Origin of the sequence: Bradyrhizobium sp. RDM12 (assembly GCF_051917485.1) — a bacterium.
GTDB lineage: Bacteria > Pseudomonadota > Alphaproteobacteria > Rhizobiales > Xanthobacteraceae > Bradyrhizobium.
This window is the reverse complement of record NZ_CM133064.1, coordinates 3,400,485-3,418,984: the sequence shown is the minus strand read 5'-3', so window position 1 is coordinate 3,418,984 and position 18,500 is coordinate 3,400,485. Positions and strand designations below refer to the sequence as shown.

Sequence of the window (18,500 nt, the reverse complement as noted above, 5' to 3'; positions counted from 1 at the left end):
CTTGTGACGAAGCATACGACTTAGAATTCAGCCGGCTTCGCGCTCGGATGTCGAAGGCCACGGCGGCAGGGGCGGCAACCCGAGAGCCTTGCGTACCGGTCCGAACGATCGCCGGTGAGCTGCGCATGCGCCAAGGCTGGCGAGAGCCTCATAATGAGCCGGCACCGGGTAGCCCTTGTGATCAGCGAATCCGTAGCCGGGGTGACGCACGTCAAGCGCCCGCATGACCCTGTCGCGCTCGACTTTCGCGAGGATGGAGGCGGCCGCGATGCTGGCGGACTTGGCATCGCCCTTAATAATTGCCTGCTGAGGGATGTCGATTTCCTTCAACCGCTTCGCATCGATCAGCAAGTGCTGCGGCGTCAACCCTAGCCCCCGGACCGCCTGCTGCATCGCCTGGATGCCTGCCCAATAGATGTTGATTGCGTCGATCTCCTCGACCTCGACGAATGCTACGCACCAACTCTCTGCCTTTTCTTTGATTTCCTTCGCGAGTTCTTCGCGAGCCGCGGCGTCGAGTTTTTTCGAGTCGTCGATCCCGACTATCCGCGTGCCTGGTTTAAGGATCACGGCTCCAGCGGACACGGGCCCGGCGAGAGGGCTCATTCCGGCCTCGTCCACACCTGCCACGGCAAAATGGCCGCTCTCCCAGAGCGAGGTCTCGAAGCGGAGCATCTTGCGGAGGCGCTGCCCTTCGGACCGATTTTCGAAGCGACGTTTATCGATTGCAGCCAGGATGGCACGCGCTCCCGCGCGGCTGTCGGCCCGCAAGATCTGCTCCACGCTGGCCTCGAGCGGTCTTTTTCTCGACGATGTAGCGCTGACGCAATACGTCTAGTGAATACTGGGACATAACGCCCTTCGTGAAGACTGTCTGTAGGGAAGCGTGTCGGTGAATTTTGTGGCGATTGTCTGAAGTACCTATACCGCCTCATCGGCTGCGCAACGCCCTCTCGAAGGAACTGGCCCGCTTTCACTTCCGCGTCGCCACTGACACCGCGTCCATCTGCCTCAGAGGGAACCAACGGGTGTGTTCATCCCGAGCAAGGCCAATACGTCATGCCGGCGACAGAGAAATGGCGATGGCATGCTAGCCGCGCTAGCCGAGCGCCCGCTTAACCTCGTCCACGGCCCTATGCCCCGTTGCTTCGGCTTCGCCCTCTGTCGCCTTTCCTGGCGTCGCGCACCGCCCGCCGGGCCACCATTAGCCTGTCGACGAAATGATCTCGCGTGACATCTCGAGAGTGTGATTTGCCCTCCGCCAGAGCCTGCCGCGAACAACCGGCGTCACCGAATGCCTCACGAGAAACCTAAGCCGACTTCCGCTGCGGCTTGGCCGCCGGCTTCTTCGCCGCGGCCTCTTTCGCCGGCTTTTTGCCTGCGATCGGCATCAGCATTTCCTTCTGCCCGGCGGCCGCCTTGCGCGGCTTTTTTCCTGATTTCTTGGATGCCTCTGCCGCGGCCCCCTCTCGTCCGATGCTCTTGCGCAGTGCTTCCATCAGATCGACCACGTTCTCGCCGCGGGGTCGCGCTTTCGCGGTGATGGGTTTGCCGGCGCGCTTCTGGTTGATGAGCTCGATGAGAGCGGTTTCGTACTGGTCTTCGAACTTGTCCGGCTCGAAATGTCCCGCCTTCTGGTTGACGATATGCCTGGCGAGATCGAGCATGTCCTTGGTGACTTTGACGTCCTGGATGTCGTCGAAATACTCATCCGCGGAACGGACTTCGTAGGGATAACGCAGCAGCGTCCCCATCAGCCCTTTGTCGAGCGGCTCGAGCGCGATGATGTGTTCGCGATTGGTCAGCACTACCCGACCGATCGCGACCTTGTTCATCTCGCGGATCGTTTCGCGAATGACCGCGAAGGCATCGTGCCCAACTTTGCCGTCAGGGCGCAGATAATAAGGACGGATGAGATATCGCGGATCGATCTCGCTGCGGTCGACGAACTCGTCGATCTCGATGGTTCGCGTCGATTCCAGCGCGACGTTCTCGAGCTCCTCCTTCGTCACTTCGATGAAGGTGTCGGTGTCGACCTTGTAGCCCTTGACGATATCCTCGTTGTCGACCTCCTCGCCGGTATCGGCGTCGACCTTGGCGTATTTGATCCGGTGGCCGGTCTTTCGGTTGAGCTGGTTGAAGGAGACTTTTTCGGATTCCGATGTGGCCGGATAGAGCGCGACCGGACAGGTGACGAGGGAAAGACGCAGGAAGCCTTTCCAGTTAGCGCGGGGGGCCATTGCGGGGAACTCCGATACTGATGCCGGAATCAAGACGATCCACCCAGCTTGGTTCCGACACCGCGCCCCTTCCCCCACGATGATTTTTCTCGACGCGGGCCGTAGCGGACTCGACTTTTGTTCTCTTTATGTTCTAATTCGGAATGTCCGACCGACCCGCGAGCTGGCGCATGCCGACCCCGAAACAGATGGAAAAGCTCGCCGCTGAAGCCGCCCGCATGTCGGGCCCCTCCACTGCGGCTCCGGATGCTCCCCTCCCGGCGGAATATTGGGAATCCGTCCTCAAAGACCCTCGCGCCGATGCGACCGGCGCCCAGATGCGGCAGCGACGTCTTTCCGAGATTCAGCGTCATGTGCTGCGCATCTCCTGCCGGCGCTGCGAGCGGACCGTGGAAATCCAGACCGTCGATGCAGACCGATTGTATGGCGGCAACGCGGTCTGGAAGGACGTGGCGCAGCGGTTGCTCGACAACACCTGCCAGCAGCGCACCGGCAGACATGAAGAAGACGGGTGCTGGCCAGCGTTCGAGACGCCGTAGTCGCTCAGGATTTGCCGATCCGATCTCTTTGCGCCTGGATGTCCGGATGGCCCCGAAGTATCACCCTACGCCCCTATCGGGCGGCGATCGCAAGGCTCTGGCAAAAGAGCTCGGCAAGGCACGCGCGATGGCTAGCATCCTGGCAACCCAATCGGCGGAGATGCGGGCCAAAGGCGAGGCGATGATCCAGCAAGCCGACAGGCTGCTTTGCGAAAGCTGGAACGAGCGGATGTGGAGTGACGGCGAACCGATCGATCCGTCGCCGACCATCGATCAGGCTGTGAACGGAGGCTTCCCCTGGCTGGAGATCAGGTGCGCGCGCTGCAAGACGCCGAGCGATGTCGACCTCGCGGCGATGAAGCACCCGCCGACCACCTTCGTGCACGATCTCGCCAGCCGGCTGCGCTGCCGTAAATGCGCCAAGGCGGGCCGGCGTCCATCCGCGACTCTGCTACAGTTGACGTGGCAGCCGCGCCATCCTCCAACCGAATCCTGACCGATGTGCAATCTTTATCCGATCACGACCAACCAAGCCGCGATCAGCGCGCTGTTCCGCGTCGTGAACCGATGTGTTGGAAATCTGGCGCCCATGCCCGGGGTTTTTCCCGACTATAGGGCACCGATCGTGCGCAACGGGGTCGAGGGCCGCGAGCTCGCTACGGCGCGATGGGGAACGCCGTCGTCGTCAAAGGCGCTGATGGATGCCACGAAGATACGGCCGGGCTAGCGACGTGACCATCGAGGACAATGACGACCAGCCAGCTACCCCGGGCCGCCAACGCAAGATCATCCACATCGACATGGACGCCTTCTATGCGCCCGTCGAGCAGCGAGACAATCCGGATCTTCGCGGCAAGCCGGTCGCCGTCGGCGGATCCCGGGAGCGCGGCGTCGTAGCGGCGGCCAGCTACGAAGCGCGCAAGTTCGGCGTCAGGTCGGCCATGCCGTCGGTTACCGCGAAGCGGCAATGCCCCGATCTGATCTTCGTCAAGCCCCGCTTCGAGGTCTACAAGGCGGTCTCCCTGCAAATCAGTGAAATCTTCGCCGAGCACACCCCGATCATCGAGCCGCTGTCGCTGGACGAAGCCTATCTCGATGTCACGGAAAACCTGCAGGGGATTTCACTGGCCCGAGACGTCGCGCTCGCGATCCGTGCGAAAATCAAGGAGGTAACCGGCCTCAACGCTTCGGCCGGCATTTCCTACAGCAAGTTTCTGGCGAAGCTCGCCTCCGACCACCGCAAGCCTAACGGCCAATACGTGCCACCGTCTCAGCGATTTACCTGGCCCCGCTGAAGAAGCTATTTTGTCATGAACGATGGCTTATCCACGAACGGTGGCGGACGGAAGAGCACGGTGTAGTCAACGATGAAGCGAAATTCCGATTGCGGATCGCGCACGTTGCCTTGTTGCCAAAGACTGGAATATTGCGTCTTGAGACGAAAACCTTTCAGCGGACCTTCGGTGGGACGATATTGTATCCAAACGTCCAGCTCCCTGCGATCCGGGATTGCCAAGTTGGTGCTGGTGTTGATGGCGTCCCAGCCCTGCGTATACCACGCTCCTGTGCTAAGCCCCGAAAGACCTACCGATCCGAAATCGTAGGCTATGCTGGCGCCGACAGCCTTTTCGTTGGCGTTGTCGAATGACACTTGCTGCATGTCGGTGTAGTTCGGCTTGGTGCCGTATGGCGAAAATATCTTGGATTCACTGCCGGTAATCGAAGCTGCGACGAACAAAGTCCATCCGGCATAAGTCATTTGCCCCTTCGCGGAAGCTTGATAGGTTTCGAAGGGAGTTCCGGTGAGAAGATCGGCTCCGATGCTTCGTTGCCCGATGACGTTCGCCCCAAGGATCCAATTTGGCACTCCTTTCGGCCGCTTGAAATCGTATTCGGCCTGGCCGAAGGCCGTGTTGACGATGTCCTGGACGTTGTAGTCCATGGCGGTAAGCGAGAGCCCAGGAATCGGCCGGTATTTGATCATGCCGTACGCCGCGCCGTGGTTGGCGACATCCGTGCCCGTCAGGGCATCCGACATCTGAATGAAGTCGTTGGAGTCTCGCTGTTTTATGGTCCAGAGGTACCCGACCGAGTAATCGTAGTTTCGGTCCCTGTCCGGTAGCGAAACCATCGTGGCGCCTTCAAACGTATTGGGCACCATGCGATTATCTTGTGGATTGATTAGGGGCGTATCCACCAATTGACGACCACCTCGAACTTCCTGATCGCCGAGTTGCACACGCCCATAGACCTGTCCGAGCACGCCGATTGAATTCTGCGGCGGAGCCAGGAGCTTTGTGCCGCCTTCATCGAACGGAGCGAAGATCGGTTGCGAAGTATAGCCGGCGAGATGCACGCCGAACACGTCGCCGATCAGACCAGACCTAAATGCGAGCCAGCCTCCGCCGGCCCAGGCCTGCGACCTCGATCCATCAGCGTTGTCGCGGGTCAAATAATAGGTTCGCGCTACGAATTGCAGAAGGGAATCGCGGAAGAATGCCGGCGTATCCTTGGAATACTGCCAATAGATCTCGTTCATGTAAGGTTGCGGAGGAAATTTTTGCAGGGTCCAAGACAGGCGCTCCTGATCTGCGATCTCCTGGCGGTCAGCCGGAAGCAGTTGCTGCGCCTGGGATTGTGTCGCCGCACCAAACGATACCACGCCAGTTACGATCCAGCCCGCAACCATAGATTTTCTGGCAAGTTCGCTTCGACGCGCATTTGTTGAAGCCGGGACACCGAACTGTAAAAAGTTGTCGAGGTAGTTGCCCATATTAGACCTACCTTCCCCTGACTAGCGCACTGCTGGATTTCGCACGGGTGTGATCGCTATCGTCGTTTCCGAAATCAACTTAAGTGCGTGAAACTGGGGTCCATGTACCATTATGGCAACACTCGATCGCAATGTTTACGGCTTAAAAAGGGAAATGCGCAGGCCTGCCTGTCCGATGGAATGGCGACCTTCCCGCAAAAATCAGTTCGGGCGTCCACGACCGATGTCGCGATAGATGCTGCCCTTCGAATTAGTCGTTCCCGCAACGCGGTGGCGTGCCGCGCGACGCAAGCCGAACGTCGAAACAAGCGCGGGCAGCGCTTCTCTAGGGGCGAAGTGATCGAGCCGGGCAGCACGTCCGTTGTTGGCCCATTGCGACGGTTCGTTGCGAAGGGGAATTGGTCGCGACCGGGGGCACAGCATAGCGGACGTCGATCAAGGCGCCCCCGATATAGAAACACATCCGCATCCTCTGAAGTCGTCGCCATCGGCTTCTCGCACAGCACATGCTTACCGATCGCCGCCGATCGAGGAACTTATTCTTTGTGCATCGAGTTCGGCAGGACGATGTAGACAACCTTAACGTCTTCCATCTCGCGGAGTCGCTCGAGTTCCTCATAAGCGAGCAGAGCTTCCCGTCGAACGGCGTACTGCCCTCAAGTGCGTCAGCTTGTCCGGGGACCCCGAAACAAGCGCGGCCAGTCAGCTTTTCTTCGCTTGGCCGAAGGCGAATACTTGCTCGACAGAGACACGACCAAAGCGACGACCGCGAAGCCGATACGTTCGCTCGCCGGGAGCGGTCCGTCCGCATTCTCTTCGTTCGCTTCACTTGATCTTGCGATGGACGGGAAGGTGATCTTGTCTCCTTGCGTTATCCCGGTGTCTACAGGTGCTGCTGGCTAAACCTCATTGAGGGCTTCTTCTCCAATTCGTCCGCTCTGTCCTGCGTCACATTCGGGCGACATCAAAGCACGAGCTCAAGGAGCGCATCATGGCCGGCATCGAAGATATTAGTAAGCATCCGGTCATCCACACTTGGGCCTACGAGCTCGCTGAGGCAGCTTGACACTATTCCAACCACGAAAATGCTGACCTAGGTTAGCTGCATCACGAGGTGAATGACCTGCGGCTCCCGACTGAGAGCAGGCTCGAACCCGAACTTGCTAAACACCTTCCGCATGGCGGTGTTCTCCGGCAGCACTTCCGCGATCAATTCCCTTAACCCGGCTTCGCGCGCAATGCCCGCCAGATGCCGCATCAGATGCGACCCGACCCCTTGACCCTGATAACCGTCCATGACCATGAAAGCCACCTCAGCTCTGCGGGGTTCAACAACGATGTAGCGCCCACCGCCAACGATGGTGGGACGGCCATCCTCGTCAGCCAGAGCAATCAGGGCGACGTGATTGCGGAAGTCGATCCTCATAAAGAAATCGATTTCCTTCTGCGAGAAGCCGCGCTTCGCCACGAAGAAACGCCGCCTCAGCGCCTCCGTGCTCGTGCGCCCAATTGCAGCGAGTATGTCATCCTCATCGTCCGGCCGAAGCGCCCGGATTTCGACCGGACGCCCATCGCGGAGATGTTCGGTGGCGCGATAGCTACCAGGCATTGATTATCTCCCTGCTGTCCGCGAAGATTGTGGATCAGTATGTGAATCCTGAGAAAGGAAGACCCTAATCGGCAAAACAGGCGGCGGCGGGGCGCCCACAGTCAACGGCGTCGCCATCTCCGGAGCCACAAGCCCGTATTCGGCTGAAGAACGACCTAGCCTTAGGTCAGGTCTCGTTTTCTCCCCTGCGAGCTTGAGTGCGGCCAGTCAGTCGACGAGGTGATATCCTCCGTCCACATAGATGGTGTCGCCAGTTATCAGTCTGGCCACGTCGCGGGCCAGAAACGCGGTTGCTGCACCGACGTCCTCGATGCTCACGAGGCTGCGCGCCGGCGCCTTGGCCTTCTCGAGCAGCTTGTCAAATTCCGGAATCCCAGATGCGGCGCGGGTCCTTCTTCATAAGAGGTTCGGCGAGCTTGGCCATGCGCAGGAACGTCCAGCAGGACACGTGCATTGTAGTGAGGAAGCCGTCCAGTGGCACATCGATGACCGGTCCGTGCAGCGCCTCCTTGGGCGCGAAGGCGACCGAGTGCACTACGAAATCCAGACCGCCCCTCTTTGCCGATGCGCTCAAAGACCGCATCAATCTGGCCGGGGACCTGCGCATCGAGCGGCATGATGATCGGAGCTTCGAGCACCTGCGCCAGCGGTTCGACGTGCTTCCTGGCCTTGTCGTTCAGGTAGGTGACGGCGAGTTCGGCGCCGAAGGCGCGGAACGGCGCGGCGCAGCCCCACGCGATTGACTTATCGTTCGCTATGCCCACGACCAGCCCCTTCTTACCCTCCAGCAGCTTGGCCTTGACCGCAGGCATCAAGCGGGCCTTTCCGTTCTTCGGTTGCTCCAGGGACTCGCCGCGCGCATAGCGCTGCGCCGCCTCCTTCAGCGTCGCGAAGGCTTGGCTCCGGTCTTTGGCCTCGGCGGTTCTGGCGATCTCCTCGCCGTTCACCTTGAGCTGCCCCTCGCCCCAGGGCGCGACGCTGATCTCGAAGCGGTCTTTGCCGGAAATGGCGAAGAACTGCTGGAGAGTGGCGCCCTTGCCTACGGGTATCTCTCGGTTCGGCTCCTAGTCGGCATTCCGCAGCGGCATAACCATGATCCTTTTGCTCGAGGTCTTCGATGTCCGGTGTCTACCTGCCGCCAAGGCGCTCCTTGCCGAATGCCGCACGGTAGATCGTCCAGTACGCGATGCCGACCAGGCCGGCCCCGCCAACGACATTGCCGAGCGTCACCGGAACGAGGTTGTGGAGAATCCCGGTAGCGGTGATCGCCGAGCTGTCGAACCCCTCCGGCGCGTGCCCCGTGCTTACCTGCAGCCATGCGAGCGGTAGGAAGTACATGTTGGCGACGCACTGCTCGAAGCCAGCCGCGATGAAGGCGGAGACCGGCAGCACCTCGCCACGACCTTGTCGGTGACCGACCGTCCGGCATAGGTGAGCCAGACAGCCGCGCAGAGCAGCACGTTGCACAGGATGCCCTTGACGAACAGCGACACGACGTCGGGCCGGATCTTGCCGGCGGCCGTGTTTAGCACCGAGAGGCCGACGCGCCCGTCGTTCATGTCGAGGTGGTGAGACAGGAAAACCAAGACGACTAGGCCGAGCGCGCCGACGAAGTTGCCGATAAAGACGACGGTCCAGTTGCGCAGCATCGTCGCGGTCGAGACCTTGCCGCTGGCCCAAGCCATCACGATCACGTTGTTGCCGGTGAACAGTTCGGCGCCGCCGATCAGCACGAGCACCAGACCGAGCGTGAACGCGAGCCGCCGAGCAGCCGCGTCGCGGCAAAGCCCAGCGTAGGATCGGAGGCGATGATGGTGTAGTAGAGCGCGCCGAAGCCTACCCCGCCGCCGGCGACCACCGCCAGCATCAGGGATGCCGCGAGTGACAGGTGCGCCTTCTTGACCCCGACCTTCTCGACGGCCTCTTTGATCTCGGCCGGGCTGAAGGCCTGCAGGCTGAAGATCGGGGGCTGCGGCGCGGGCGCTCGGTCGGACATCCCCATGGCACCGCGGCCAATGTTCAGGCAATTTCGGTCAAGGATTTCGAACGGCATCATCTTCTCGGGTCGCCGTTGCCGGTCGACGGCTGGACAAATCCAACGGTTGGCCAGTGGGCAGCTGACAAATTTTGGCAAGGGAGCGCTGCGCGGAGGGCAAAAGAGCCGACTGTCGTTTCCAATGACTGGTCGGCTGGCGGAGCTTTTACTTCGTCTCAATCCCATGGCCCGCGATTCCTTCGGCTGACCTTTTCCCATCTGTTCATGGGCGAATTCCAACTACCGATCCTCTCCCGAGCTTGTGCGGATACAGCATCGGCTCGCGCGAGCTTTCGATCAAGATGCCGTTGAGCCTGTGTCAAAGGCCAAGGCAACGATTTCCGGCGATGCTTGTGCGATCTGCGACTTTCCGACGCCGGACATCGAGGCTGCTCGGCTAGCGGCCGTCACTGCGTCAGAAATGAAGAGCCATGGGTTGGCCCTCGCGATTTCGTCCTGCTCGTTCGTCAGCGCGCCGACCGGTACACGGCCGTTTTGGAGCCCCAGTTTCGTGCAGCAGGGATCGCGCTATGCAACTAAGCAGCGACCGTTGGGGACATCACGCTTCAAGAGCTGCTTCCGGACGAAGTGTCGACGCTGCTGGTCTGCATTCTGCGCCTCGCTATGACCGCGCGCGCAGGCCGATTTTGGACAGACGGCCAGGAAGCAATCGGCGCGCCGAGGGGATCAATCCAGACGATGGTCCCGCCCAGGCCCGCTTTTCAGCTACACTTGATCGCTTCGTTGCTGAGCTTCGTGTGCGATACCCAGCTCCGCCCAGCACGCTCACAGCGGCGGAGACGCTGACCGCCGAAATTCTCGACTTTATAGGTCGGGATCAGCTGCTGGCAGCCCATCCGGCCTACGCGCAAGGCGGCTGGCTGGAGAAGATCGTCAAGGCGACGACGCTTCACCTACAGGCATCTACCGGATCGGCAAAGGACTGGATCGATGCTCTCGACACTTATGAGGGCCTACATGCCGTCCCGCTGATGACGATCCACAAGAGCAAGGGGCTCGAGTACCACACTGTCGTCTTTGTCGGGCTCGACGATGATGCATGGCGCCGGAGTTTTGAGGAGGATCGGGTCGAGGCAACTTCCGGGTTCTTTGTCGCCTTTACGCGAGCGAAGCAAGGTGTCGTGTTTACCTGCTGCACCCAGCGCGGAACGCGCCGCGCAATCGCATCCTGTATCAGCTCTTGCTAGACGCCGGAGTAAAGATTGTCGAAGTCATATAACGGCTCGTTGCCGCTCGCTGACTGACGAACAATCATCCCTAGTGGACAGGAATCGAGGGGCCGCGCCCGCCACTATAGGGGTACGTGCTCGATCGGGCCAATTGGACTATGGCGAGATGGCGGTACTGCACGAGTGTTGCGAATGATGCTTAGCTACTGATTGAGCTTTGCTTTCTTGGAAGTGTCGGTCCAATCCATCATGGGCGCAATGCAAAATCGGCGCGCTAACATATTGATGTTGTTTCGCTCTATCTTCTCGTCTGGAATGGCTGGCTTTTAGCCCGACCGGAATCTCAGGTTGAGAGCTGCGGCATTTTCCTTTCTTTTCAAGTGCGTACGGTCGACGGCATGGCCGTCCTTCGATGGTGCCGCACCTCGTCCGGTACAGCATTGCAGTACTGGGTGAGGCCGTGCAGTACCGCTAATCGCCCAGAACACGTGTGCAGGTTCCTTCTAGGTCGCTGCTAAATTCAGGCGCAACGTAACGCTCTGATCTCCCCTATCTAGTGCTTGATAGGGGCAATCGCAGTTTCGGCGATGATAGGGGTGATTCGGCAAGAAATCGCCGCAACAGAGCACTTCTCGCCGTTCGACCGACCAGAGCGATTGGGACGTGCACAGTTGCTACCGCAGCCCAAGCAGCGACCGCCTAAAGCCACTCGACTTTGCCTCTTTCCGGCACACATAGCTGCCGTTAAAGCCTGAACCGTAGCGCTTTTGCCTCTGGGAATAGTACCGGCCCAGCCGGAAATCGAGCCAGACCACTTCGTCTCCAGGGCAGTGGCGCTGCGCCTGTGCCTCGTTGCGAAATGGCGTCAGCGGTCCTGCATGTGAGGCTCCAATTCCGCTTTGGACGACCAGCGCCAGCACGAGACCAGGACGTCCAAGAAGCCACGATAGTGGGCGGGCCGAGGGATACACGCTCATCTCAGAGAGATCATGATCTGGCTGAGATTAGCGGCGAATTCGAGCCCAGCTTTTGGCCCCTGCAACACCATCGTGACGCCCTTGTCGTTGCGCAACTGAACGCCGCTGATGCCGCCGACCAAGGCAGCTCCGCCGCCGACGGAACTGTACATACCAGCGAAGTCGCTGACCTCACGAATGCCCGAGGCCCAGCCTTGGAGTCGGCTGAACGTCGCACCGGCAGTGACGCCCAAGCTCAATCCGCTGACGCGAAACGGGTAGTCGCGGCCGCGATAAGTTAGCACGCCGTTCCCGGCGCCGCCACCCACCAGCAGTCCCGCCTTGATGATCTTCAGGCGGACCTGACCGGAGGCCTGCGCAAAAGAGGGCGTAGCCGGAACGAGGAATGCGAGCAGCGCAAGCGTTGCGAGACGCCAAAGGCCCAACAGATCGGTCCGCCGTTCAGGGCTTGGCCACATCGACCTTCTTCCACGTTTGATCCGGATCAAAGGCGGTGATGCGCGCAGCGAGGGCCTTGGTCCGAGGCCCGAGATCCTTCTGGTAGACGACGCCACTGTGGTTGACCAGGAAAGTCATCACGCCGGAATTGCCGTACTCGGCAGGCCAGGCTATGAGCGCAAAGCCCCCGATCATCTTGCCGTTGACGACATAGTTCAGAGCGCCGCCTGGCGCGTTCGCCCCCTGCGCCTTCAAGATGCGGAAATAGTAGCCGTGATATGGCGCCGGGCCCTCCTCGGCCTTGTAGCCTTCGGACGAAGCCTGCGCCGCCAGTGCGCCAAGCGGGCTCTGGTCGTTGTCGTCGCGCCAGAACAGACCATCCTTCTTGCCCGCACTGCTAACGATACGCTGGGCGTACACGCCAGCCCCCTCGCCGCGATCCTTGTCGGCATATTCGTTCTCGGCATCGACAAAGGCGAGACTGGTCTGGATTGCGTCGAGCTCATTGCGGCCGATGCGACGATACAGCACCTCAATGCGGCCTTCGGCGGTATCGAATTCCCAGCCGGTCCTGGTGTTGACGAGCGGTATCGGGAACGGAAAGTCGTCCGGGCCCAGCATCAGCGTCGCCTTCTTGTTGCCCTCCGCCTTGATCGAATGCTTGGCATCATACATCGAGGTGAAGCGTTGCCGGATGTCGACGTCGGCGACCTCGTCGCCGGAGGAAACGATGTCCTCCGCGGCGGTGCTGAGCACTTTCAGGATAGCCCGTTCCGGTCCGCTCTTGACGGCCGAGGCGAGCGCGGCCGCCGCATCCTCCGGTGTCGGATAGGATTGCTGCGCCTGGGATGGCGAACTCATGATCGCGAGCGCCATGATGGCCGGCAGAGCAGCGCGATGAAGCGACTTAAAGCTCATCATGGCATCACCTTCGCAGGAATCGTCGCGCCGCCAGCAAGCCAATCTCGATACGATCGGAATTTCAGACCGAGCTTTTCGTAATAGACCCTCAGATAACCATCGGCATCGCGGACGACCGCTTTCGGCATTACGTCTGCCACCTCCTGCGCAATCACACCGACATAGGCTTTGGCGCTGCCGACATAACTGAAGCGGTAGTACCCAAGGCCATTTGCGAGATGACCGAGCAGAACGACATCGTGCTTCAGCGCGATATCGGAGCGCCGCCCGCCGCCACCACCGCCGCGCCCGCCTCCACCGCCTCCGCCGCGAAAGCCACCACCGCCCGCCGACATGCCACCGCCGCCGCGTCCGGCGAAGCTCGCACCTCCACCGCCGCGCGGGCCCATGCTCGCCATGCTGGCGTGACCGCGGGCCGATGCTGCGGCCGCCGAGCGGCCCGTTGAAACGTTCAATGCTCCGCCGCCACCGCCTCGGTGCGCGGCCTTGGCTCCGCCGCTCTTGGCGCCGCCGCCCTTCGGACCGGCACTCTTGGCACCCGCATTCTTGGCACCACCACCCTTGCCAGCACGATCGCCTCCACTTTTGGCACGATCGCCTCCACCCTTGGCGCGATCGCCCGCGCCTTGACGATCGCCACCTCGATCGCCCGTGCGGTCTGCTGCACGACCGCCGGCGCGATCAGCCGCACCGGGCCGGTCCTGTCCCGGCTTCAAGACCTGCTGTCCGTCGCGGCCGCGGAAATCCATCCGGTCGGCGGCGCCGGCCTTGAGATTGCTGTTGCCGAAGCGCTGCTGAACGTTGGCGTTGTTGTACCGCACCCCTTGGCGATGCGAGGGATTGTGCTGCCAGCCGTTTCCGATATTTGTGGTCCGGTGATTGATATAGACGTTGCGGTTGCCCCAGTTGCAGCCGCCGCCCCAATAATTGCCCCAACGACCAATGGCCCAGGCCGTGCCGAAAGCGAGACCCGCCGCAACAACGCCGGCGCCGATGTAGGACGGGTAGCCGAAGTAATATGGTGGATACTCCGTGTAGGGCCATGCGCCGTAGACTGTCGCAGGATCGTAGTACGGCACGTACAATGTATCGGGCACAGCCGGCTCGATCACGACCACCTGCCTGCTGTCCTCGGTCTTGATGCTCACCTTCTGCTGCTTGGTGGTCACCAGCTTCTTGTTGTCATAGGCCTTGGTCCGCAGCCGCTGGACCGCATCCATCACATCCGGCTGCTGCGCCAGCACGGCGTCGCCCAGCGCCTTGGTCCAGTCCAGCTTATCGCTCATCATGGCCAGGACCTCAGCGGTCGAGGCCAGCGCCTTGATGCTGTCATCCCAAGGCTGCTTCTCGACTTCCGTCTTCAGGGCATCGCCCTTCAGAGTCTTGCGCTCTTTCAGCCAGCGATCGGCCTGAACGACCTCCAGAGGATAGGTGGATGCCGCCAGCACATTGGCAAGTAGCTCGTCTGGATAGAGCGAGATCGGTGCGACCAGAGCTTCGAGCTGCTCCGGTTTCAGAAGCTCTGCGGCTTGCGCGGGGGCATTCGCCGGCTGCACGCTTGGGGTTGGCGCCTTATCTGCTGTCTGCGCCGCCGCAGCTAGCGGGATTGCGACGAGCGCAAGCGCCATCAAGGTCCTGCCGCAGCGAAACATCAGATCCTCCATGCACATATCTCGGCGATCATTAGACCCGAGAGCTGGCATTTGTTGATCGAGATCAACGAAACGCTGTCTCATCTCCCGCAACGCGCCGAACAACCGGTCGATCAGCTCGACCTCCATCAGCAATCGTTCTGTAATCGCCAGCCCAAACGCGTGGACGGCTCTCATGTTGATAAGGGCATCGAACCTTGTGGCAAATTGCACCGGACTGCGGACATCGGATGATGCGATTACTGAAGGGAACGACGTTGGCGGCCGGAGGGTTTTGATCAAGATCAAGGTAGCTGAGCTTGGGTTCGGCCGTGATACGACTTGACTTGAAGTGACCACCGTCACGTGCGGCCAAGCGGCTGACCTCGCGCTTGCTCATGTCCGTGCGCGGACAGCAGGATCCGACGGTCATGAATCAGGCTCTGAAGGCGATGCGCAGCGACATTCAAGGTCGTGACATCGAGCGCATTCTCGTCTCCTGCCGCGGCTTTGGCGCGCTGGCTCTGGAGCACCCGGTCGATCTCGACCTCGATATCGGACAATTCGGCCTCCGCCTCGGTCCTGCGTATCCGCGCGCCCAGCGCATACAGAGAGTCCAGGCCCCGTTCGTCTTTAGAGGGATCACGTACCTGAAGAAATTTCCAAGCCGCCGCCAACACAGAGATGAGGCCGCCGAAAATCATGGGCGCGAGGAAGATCGCGTTTCCCCATTCGTCTAGAAAGCTCTGCTGCGTCCCGTTGTAGAATGCTGCGGCGCCAGGATGCACCGGGAGGAAGGCGTCCGAATCCGTGCTCGGCGCGGTCATTTGCGAGAGGATGGGCAATTCGCCGAGCAGGTCCCTGCGCGCCTTCATCAGCGTGTCGGCGAGGCTGCCCGCCACCTCTGCGCTGAGCTGCTTTTGCGCGACCACATAGAACGAGAGCCGCAGCGTGGTGATATCCTCGCTCGGGACAGGCGGCGAACCGCGCAACGTGCCCTTCGGGACATCGAAGCTTTCATAGGCGCGCTGTTTTTCCGCGATTGCGCCTGCGGCTTCGATGGGAAGGAGGATCGGCGCGGTCTTTGGGGACTGTAGAAAGAGACCACGCAACAGAGCCAAATATTTTTCGACAAGGGGAACGACGATCAGAACCGCGCGCACCTCCTTGGTGTCGAGTGCACGCCGCGCGTCTGCCGGCTGGAGATTGCGAAATGTCACGTTCGCTCGTCCCAGGCCGTATTCGTCGTTGAGGACGTTGACGATGTTGCGATTTATCTCGCCGCCGATCACGCCGACACTGATGCGTTTCAACCCGGCGATATCGGTAATTGCCGAGCCCGGCGGCGCAACCAAGAGGACAACGGCATGGGCGAGAACCACGATGGCCTGCGCGTGCGATAGGTCGCCGACGTCACCGCGGACGACAGCAAGCTCGACCTTTTGCGCCGCAAACTGCTCGGCAGCATCAACCGCGTTGGTCGTTTCCACCAATCTGAGCCGGACCGGGGCGTTCACCACGGCAAGCCGGCTCGCCAGGGCCGAGACCAGACGCGCGGCCTCACCGTCCAGCGATCCGACCGCGATGGTCAGCGTCGTGGGGCGAGAATACCACCTGTAGCCGAACCAGCCAGCTCCAAGCGCGAGCACAACAGCGCTGGCGACAATGACGGAACGAAGCCAAACCGGGATTTTCGCAGGGACCATGTGGCGCTCACAGTGAATATGCGCTCGGCGGTCGGACTGGCTTATGATGCCAGACCGGCTCATTTGTGGCGCATCGCTGAACCGAAGTGCGATTAAACAAAAGCGACCCGGTCAGTGCCCGCTCAGCACCAGCGTCTTGATCGGCAGCAACAGCGCCTGAATTCGCAACAGCATGGCGTGTACGAGGCCAACCCCATCGACGACATGCAAGGCAATTGCCCGGCCTGTACCGGTCTCCTTGGCCGAGATCTCCTCGTGATTGCTGGTATAGGCATTGACGATGCAGCTGCTGCCCGGCGTCACGCCTTCAAGTCCGCCCTTGTAGAGCGGCTCCAGGAACGCCAGGATCGTACCGGGTCGCCCGACATTCTGCGCCTCGATCAGTTGCTCGCCGCTTCGGAACTGCCCGGCCGCGATGTAGTCCTGGACGTTGGTGACCACCATGGGAATGATCACCCATGGCTTCGAGACGCAGGTTGCTTCCGCCACCATGCCGACCTTCATCACCTGTGCCTCGATCTGACCAAAACCAGCTTGCAAGACGCGTCGGCCGGCGCCCTCAGGAACCAGCACGCCTGCCGGCCGCATCAGCTGATTGACGACGTCTCCGGTGCGGACCAGGAATTGCTCCACACGACCGTCGACGCCGGCGCGAACGAAAGTCTTGTCTAGATCGACCTGCGCTTCGGCCAACGCCGCCTCGGCGCTCGCCTTCTCCGCCGGCAGCAACGACGAAAGCCGCAACGTCGCCGACGTCTTGGACGCCGTGGCCGCGTCCACACCAGCCTGCCGCTGGTTGACCACGACCTGTAGTTTCTCGATGTCGCGTTGCGGGACGATGCCGGGGTTGCGTCGCTGCAACTCTGTCTTGACGTCCAGTTCGTCCTGAGCCTGCTGAAGGCTGGCTTTGGCTTCCTGGATCTGGGCTTCGGCCTTGACCACGTCGTTTTTCGCGCTTGTCATCGCAGCATCGACCTCAGCGATCTTGCGCGTGGCTGTTTCCAAAGCAGCCTTCTGCTTCGAACTGTCCAGCCTGAACAGCACGTCGCCTTTCTTCACTGCCTCGCTGTAGCCTACATTGACTTCCGCGACGCGGCCGGAGCCCTCGGGCAGGATCGGCACCGTGCGGAAATAGAGCGTGGCCGAGGTCGTTGACGGGTGAAAATAGAAGATCATGGTGATCAGCGAGACTGTGAGCATCAAGCAGCCGGTGATACCCCATCGCAGTTCGTACCAGATGGAAAAGAACGTGATCTCCTTGCCGAAGCGCTTCCCTTGGGCGTAGCGGCGGTAGAGGTAGTCCGGCAGGATCGTCAGCAGGGAGCAGAACATGAGCTCAAACATGGCTGCGCTCCTTCGCTTTCGGTGCGCCGGGTTTCTCGGGCGGCGGCGGGTCGGGTTTGACAGCCGTCGGCGCCGGCCCGGGTCTTCCAGGTGGCTGCGGTCCGGGTTCGGCAACCTCGCTTTGCTCTCCCGGCGTTGCGTCTGCGATCTTCTCGACGGAACTGGCGATGCTGCGCAGCGGAGTGCCGAAATCCGGAAGGTCGAGCAAGGCCAACAACAGTCCCGCCACCCAGAAGATGTGCATGTGGGTAAACAGGGAGATCAGACCGAGCACGGCCACGAACTCAAATTGCAGCTTTTGTGACTTGTGAGCCATCCGCTCGGGCAGGCTGTGCAGCTTCCAGTAGAGCGTGCCAACCCAGAACACGGTTCCGATCAGGAAGATACCCATCACCACCAATAGCACGTCCGTCCCGCTTCCCGGCGCGAGATAGAACGGCAAATGATGAGGGGCCATCGAATGCATTTGCTCGCTCAATGGTATCTCTCCACAAAAGGGGATGAGGCAGTTTGCGTTCCAGACAGCCAAAGTGACCGCGCAGGCGAGAAATTGGTTGATATGAATCAAAGGACCAGACGACGCCAAACCTAACCTAGGCCTGACTCTGCCCTAACAGCAAGCCAGGAGCCTGTCAGCCATGCCCGGCATCGATGATCTCATCCCAAACGCAACGCAAATCCGCAAGGAAGCGGCGCTCGAGGAGGCCAGAAAGGCCGAAGAATATGTGCGTCTCGCCGCTGCGGCCGAAGCCGAGAAACGCGCTCTGATCGAGCGGCTGAGCAAGCCGTCCGGCAAGTCGGAGGACGAGAAGATCAAGCTCGCTGCGACCATCATTCAGCGTGCGGTTCGCAATGGCCTGAGCGAAGTGCAGGTCTATCGCTTCCCGAATATCCTGTGCACCGACAAAGGCCGCGCCATCAATCAGATGGAGGCGGGCTGGGAGAAAACGCTGATGGGAGTTCCAAAGGAGATCTTCGAGCTCTGGACCGAATATCTCAAGCCGCGCGGCTATCGCATCGGCTATCAGGTCATCGACTTCCCCGGCGGGGTGCCCGGCGACATCGGCGTGACCATTTCCTGGGGAGACTGATCACGG

Annotated in this window: 18 protein-coding genes and 4 pseudogenes; 7 read left to right on the top strand and 15 right to left on the bottom strand. The window is 60.8% G+C overall.

All coding sequences use genetic code 11. From position 1 onward, the window contains the following. Positions 1-27 precede the first annotated feature (27 nt). A pseudogene (locus ACTGJ9_RS16460) lies at positions 28-853 on the bottom strand (ribonuclease HII). Positions 854-1,310: 457 nt separating this feature from the next. Then, complete coding sequence (gene ku, locus ACTGJ9_RS16455; protein WP_456677908.1) at positions 1,311-2,240, bottom strand: non-homologous end joining protein Ku; 930 nt, start codon at positions 2,238-2,240, stop codon at positions 1,311-1,313. 143 nt (positions 2,241-2,383) lie between these two features. Between ku and ACTGJ9_RS16450 the strand changes: the two genes are divergently transcribed. The 4 genes and pseudogenes from ACTGJ9_RS16450 to dinB form a co-directional block, all read left to right on the top strand. Next, a complete protein-coding gene (locus ACTGJ9_RS16450; RefSeq protein ID WP_456677907.1) occupies positions 2,384-2,779 on the top strand; it encodes a hypothetical protein in 396 nt (131 codons plus the stop codon). 46 nt (positions 2,780-2,825) lie between these two features. Next, the gene (locus tag ACTGJ9_RS16445) at positions 2,826-3,275 is read left to right on the top strand and encodes a hypothetical protein (RefSeq protein WP_456677906.1); all 450 of its coding nucleotides are present in this window, start codon (positions 2,826-2,828) and stop codon (positions 3,273-3,275) included. A 3-nt stretch (positions 3,276-3,278) separates the two neighbouring features. Further along, positions 3,279-3,497, top strand: a pseudogene (locus ACTGJ9_RS16440) (SOS response-associated peptidase); the annotation flags it as partial. Positions 3,498-3,579: 82 nt separating this feature from the next. After that, a pseudogene (dinB, locus tag ACTGJ9_RS16435) lies at positions 3,580-4,041 on the top strand (DNA polymerase IV); the annotation flags it as partial. A gap of 38 nt (positions 4,042-4,079) precedes the next feature. On the opposite strand, the gene ACTGJ9_RS16430 reads toward dinB, so the two are convergent. The 6 genes and pseudogenes from ACTGJ9_RS16430 to ACTGJ9_RS16405 all read right to left on the bottom strand — a co-directional run bounded on the left by ACTGJ9_RS16430 (position 4,080) and on the right by ACTGJ9_RS16405 (position 9,217). Then, positions 4,080-5,552 (bottom strand): OprD family outer membrane porin, encoded by a 1,473-nt coding sequence (locus ACTGJ9_RS16430; protein WP_456677905.1) that lies wholly within the window; start codon positions 5,550-5,552, stop codon positions 4,080-4,082. A 1,093-nt stretch (positions 5,553-6,645) separates the two neighbouring features. Next, entirely contained in the window at positions 6,646-7,161 is a 516-nt protein-coding gene (locus ACTGJ9_RS16425) for an N-acetyltransferase family protein (protein ID WP_456677904.1), read from the bottom strand. Positions 7,162-7,368: 207 nt separating this feature from the next. Continuing rightward, positions 7,369-7,973 (bottom strand): annotated as a pseudogene (locus ACTGJ9_RS16420) (SDR family oxidoreductase). A 316-nt stretch (positions 7,974-8,289) separates the two neighbouring features. Next, complete coding sequence (locus ACTGJ9_RS16415; protein WP_456677903.1) at positions 8,290-8,499, bottom strand: hypothetical protein; 210 nt, start codon at positions 8,497-8,499, stop codon at positions 8,290-8,292. Continuing rightward, complete coding sequence (locus ACTGJ9_RS16410) at positions 8,466-8,900, bottom strand: formate/nitrite transporter family protein (RefSeq protein ID WP_456677902.1); 435 nt, start codon at positions 8,898-8,900, stop codon at positions 8,466-8,468. The genes ACTGJ9_RS16415 and ACTGJ9_RS16410 overlap by 34 nt, the downstream gene beginning before the upstream one ends. Continuing rightward, on the bottom strand, positions 8,888-9,217 hold the full coding sequence (locus ACTGJ9_RS16405; RefSeq protein WP_456677901.1) for a hypothetical protein: 330 nt from the start codon (positions 9,215-9,217) through the stop codon (positions 8,888-8,890). Before ACTGJ9_RS16405 ends, ACTGJ9_RS16410 begins: the two co-directional genes overlap by 13 nt. Before the next feature lie 509 nt (positions 9,218-9,726). Between ACTGJ9_RS16405 and ACTGJ9_RS16400 the strand changes: the two genes are divergently transcribed. Beyond that, a complete protein-coding gene (locus ACTGJ9_RS16400) occupies positions 9,727-10,404 on the top strand; it encodes a 3'-5' exonuclease (RefSeq protein WP_456677900.1) in 678 nt (225 codons plus the stop codon). A 656-nt stretch (positions 10,405-11,060) separates the two neighbouring features. On the opposite strand, the gene ACTGJ9_RS16395 is transcribed toward ACTGJ9_RS16400, so the two are convergent. Genes ACTGJ9_RS16395 through ACTGJ9_RS16380 form a run of 4 tightly spaced genes read right to left on the bottom strand, consistent with a single transcriptional unit; the run spans position 11,061 to position 14,374 of the window. Further along, entirely contained in the window at positions 11,061-11,363 is a 303-nt protein-coding gene (locus tag ACTGJ9_RS16395) for a hypothetical protein (RefSeq protein WP_456677899.1), read from the bottom strand. Further along, positions 11,360-11,821: a hypothetical protein gene (locus tag ACTGJ9_RS16390; RefSeq protein ID WP_456677898.1), complete on the bottom strand. Its 462-nt coding sequence runs from the start codon at positions 11,819-11,821 to the stop codon at positions 11,360-11,362. Before ACTGJ9_RS16390 ends, ACTGJ9_RS16395 begins: the two co-directional genes overlap by 4 nt. Next, positions 11,805-12,722, bottom strand: a complete 918-nt coding sequence (locus ACTGJ9_RS16385; protein ID WP_456677897.1) for a DUF2950 domain-containing protein — start codon at positions 12,720-12,722, stop codon at positions 11,805-11,807. The genes ACTGJ9_RS16390 and ACTGJ9_RS16385 overlap by 17 nt, the downstream gene beginning before the upstream one ends. Continuing rightward, positions 12,719-14,374 (bottom strand): DUF3300 domain-containing protein, encoded by a 1,656-nt coding sequence (locus tag ACTGJ9_RS16380; RefSeq protein WP_456678546.1) that lies wholly within the window; start codon positions 14,372-14,374, stop codon positions 12,719-12,721. The genes ACTGJ9_RS16385 and ACTGJ9_RS16380 overlap by 4 nt, the downstream gene beginning before the upstream one ends. Before the next feature lie 51 nt (positions 14,375-14,425). Between ACTGJ9_RS16380 and ACTGJ9_RS16375 the strand changes: the two genes are divergently transcribed. Continuing rightward, positions 14,426-14,608 carry a hypothetical protein gene (locus tag ACTGJ9_RS16375; protein WP_456677896.1) on the top strand — a complete coding sequence of 61 codons (183 nt, stop codon included), beginning with the start codon at positions 14,426-14,428 and terminating at the stop codon, positions 14,606-14,608. 107 nt (positions 14,609-14,715) lie between these two features. Here ACTGJ9_RS16375 and ACTGJ9_RS16370 read toward each other — a convergent pair whose 3' ends face one another. The 3 genes from ACTGJ9_RS16370 to ACTGJ9_RS16360 form a co-directional block, all read right to left on the bottom strand. Beyond that, positions 14,716-16,059, bottom strand: coding sequence for a TAXI family TRAP transporter solute-binding subunit (locus ACTGJ9_RS16370; protein WP_456678545.1), 1,344 nt, complete (start codon positions 16,057-16,059; stop codon positions 14,716-14,718). Positions 16,060-16,170: 111 nt separating this feature from the next. Then, on the bottom strand, positions 16,171-17,403 hold the full coding sequence (locus ACTGJ9_RS16365; RefSeq protein ID WP_456678544.1) for an HlyD family secretion protein: 1,233 nt from the start codon (positions 17,401-17,403) through the stop codon (positions 16,171-16,173). Continuing rightward, positions 17,396-17,860, bottom strand: coding sequence for a hypothetical protein (locus ACTGJ9_RS16360; RefSeq protein ID WP_456678543.1), 465 nt, complete (start codon positions 17,858-17,860; stop codon positions 17,396-17,398). Before ACTGJ9_RS16360 ends, ACTGJ9_RS16365 begins: the two co-directional genes overlap by 8 nt. Positions 17,861-18,041: 181 nt before the next feature. Between ACTGJ9_RS16360 and ACTGJ9_RS16355 the strand changes: the two genes are divergently transcribed. Then, complete coding sequence (locus ACTGJ9_RS16355; RefSeq protein WP_456677895.1) at positions 18,042-18,494, top strand: hypothetical protein; 453 nt, start codon at positions 18,042-18,044, stop codon at positions 18,492-18,494. Positions 18,495-18,500: the final 6 nt, after the last annotated feature.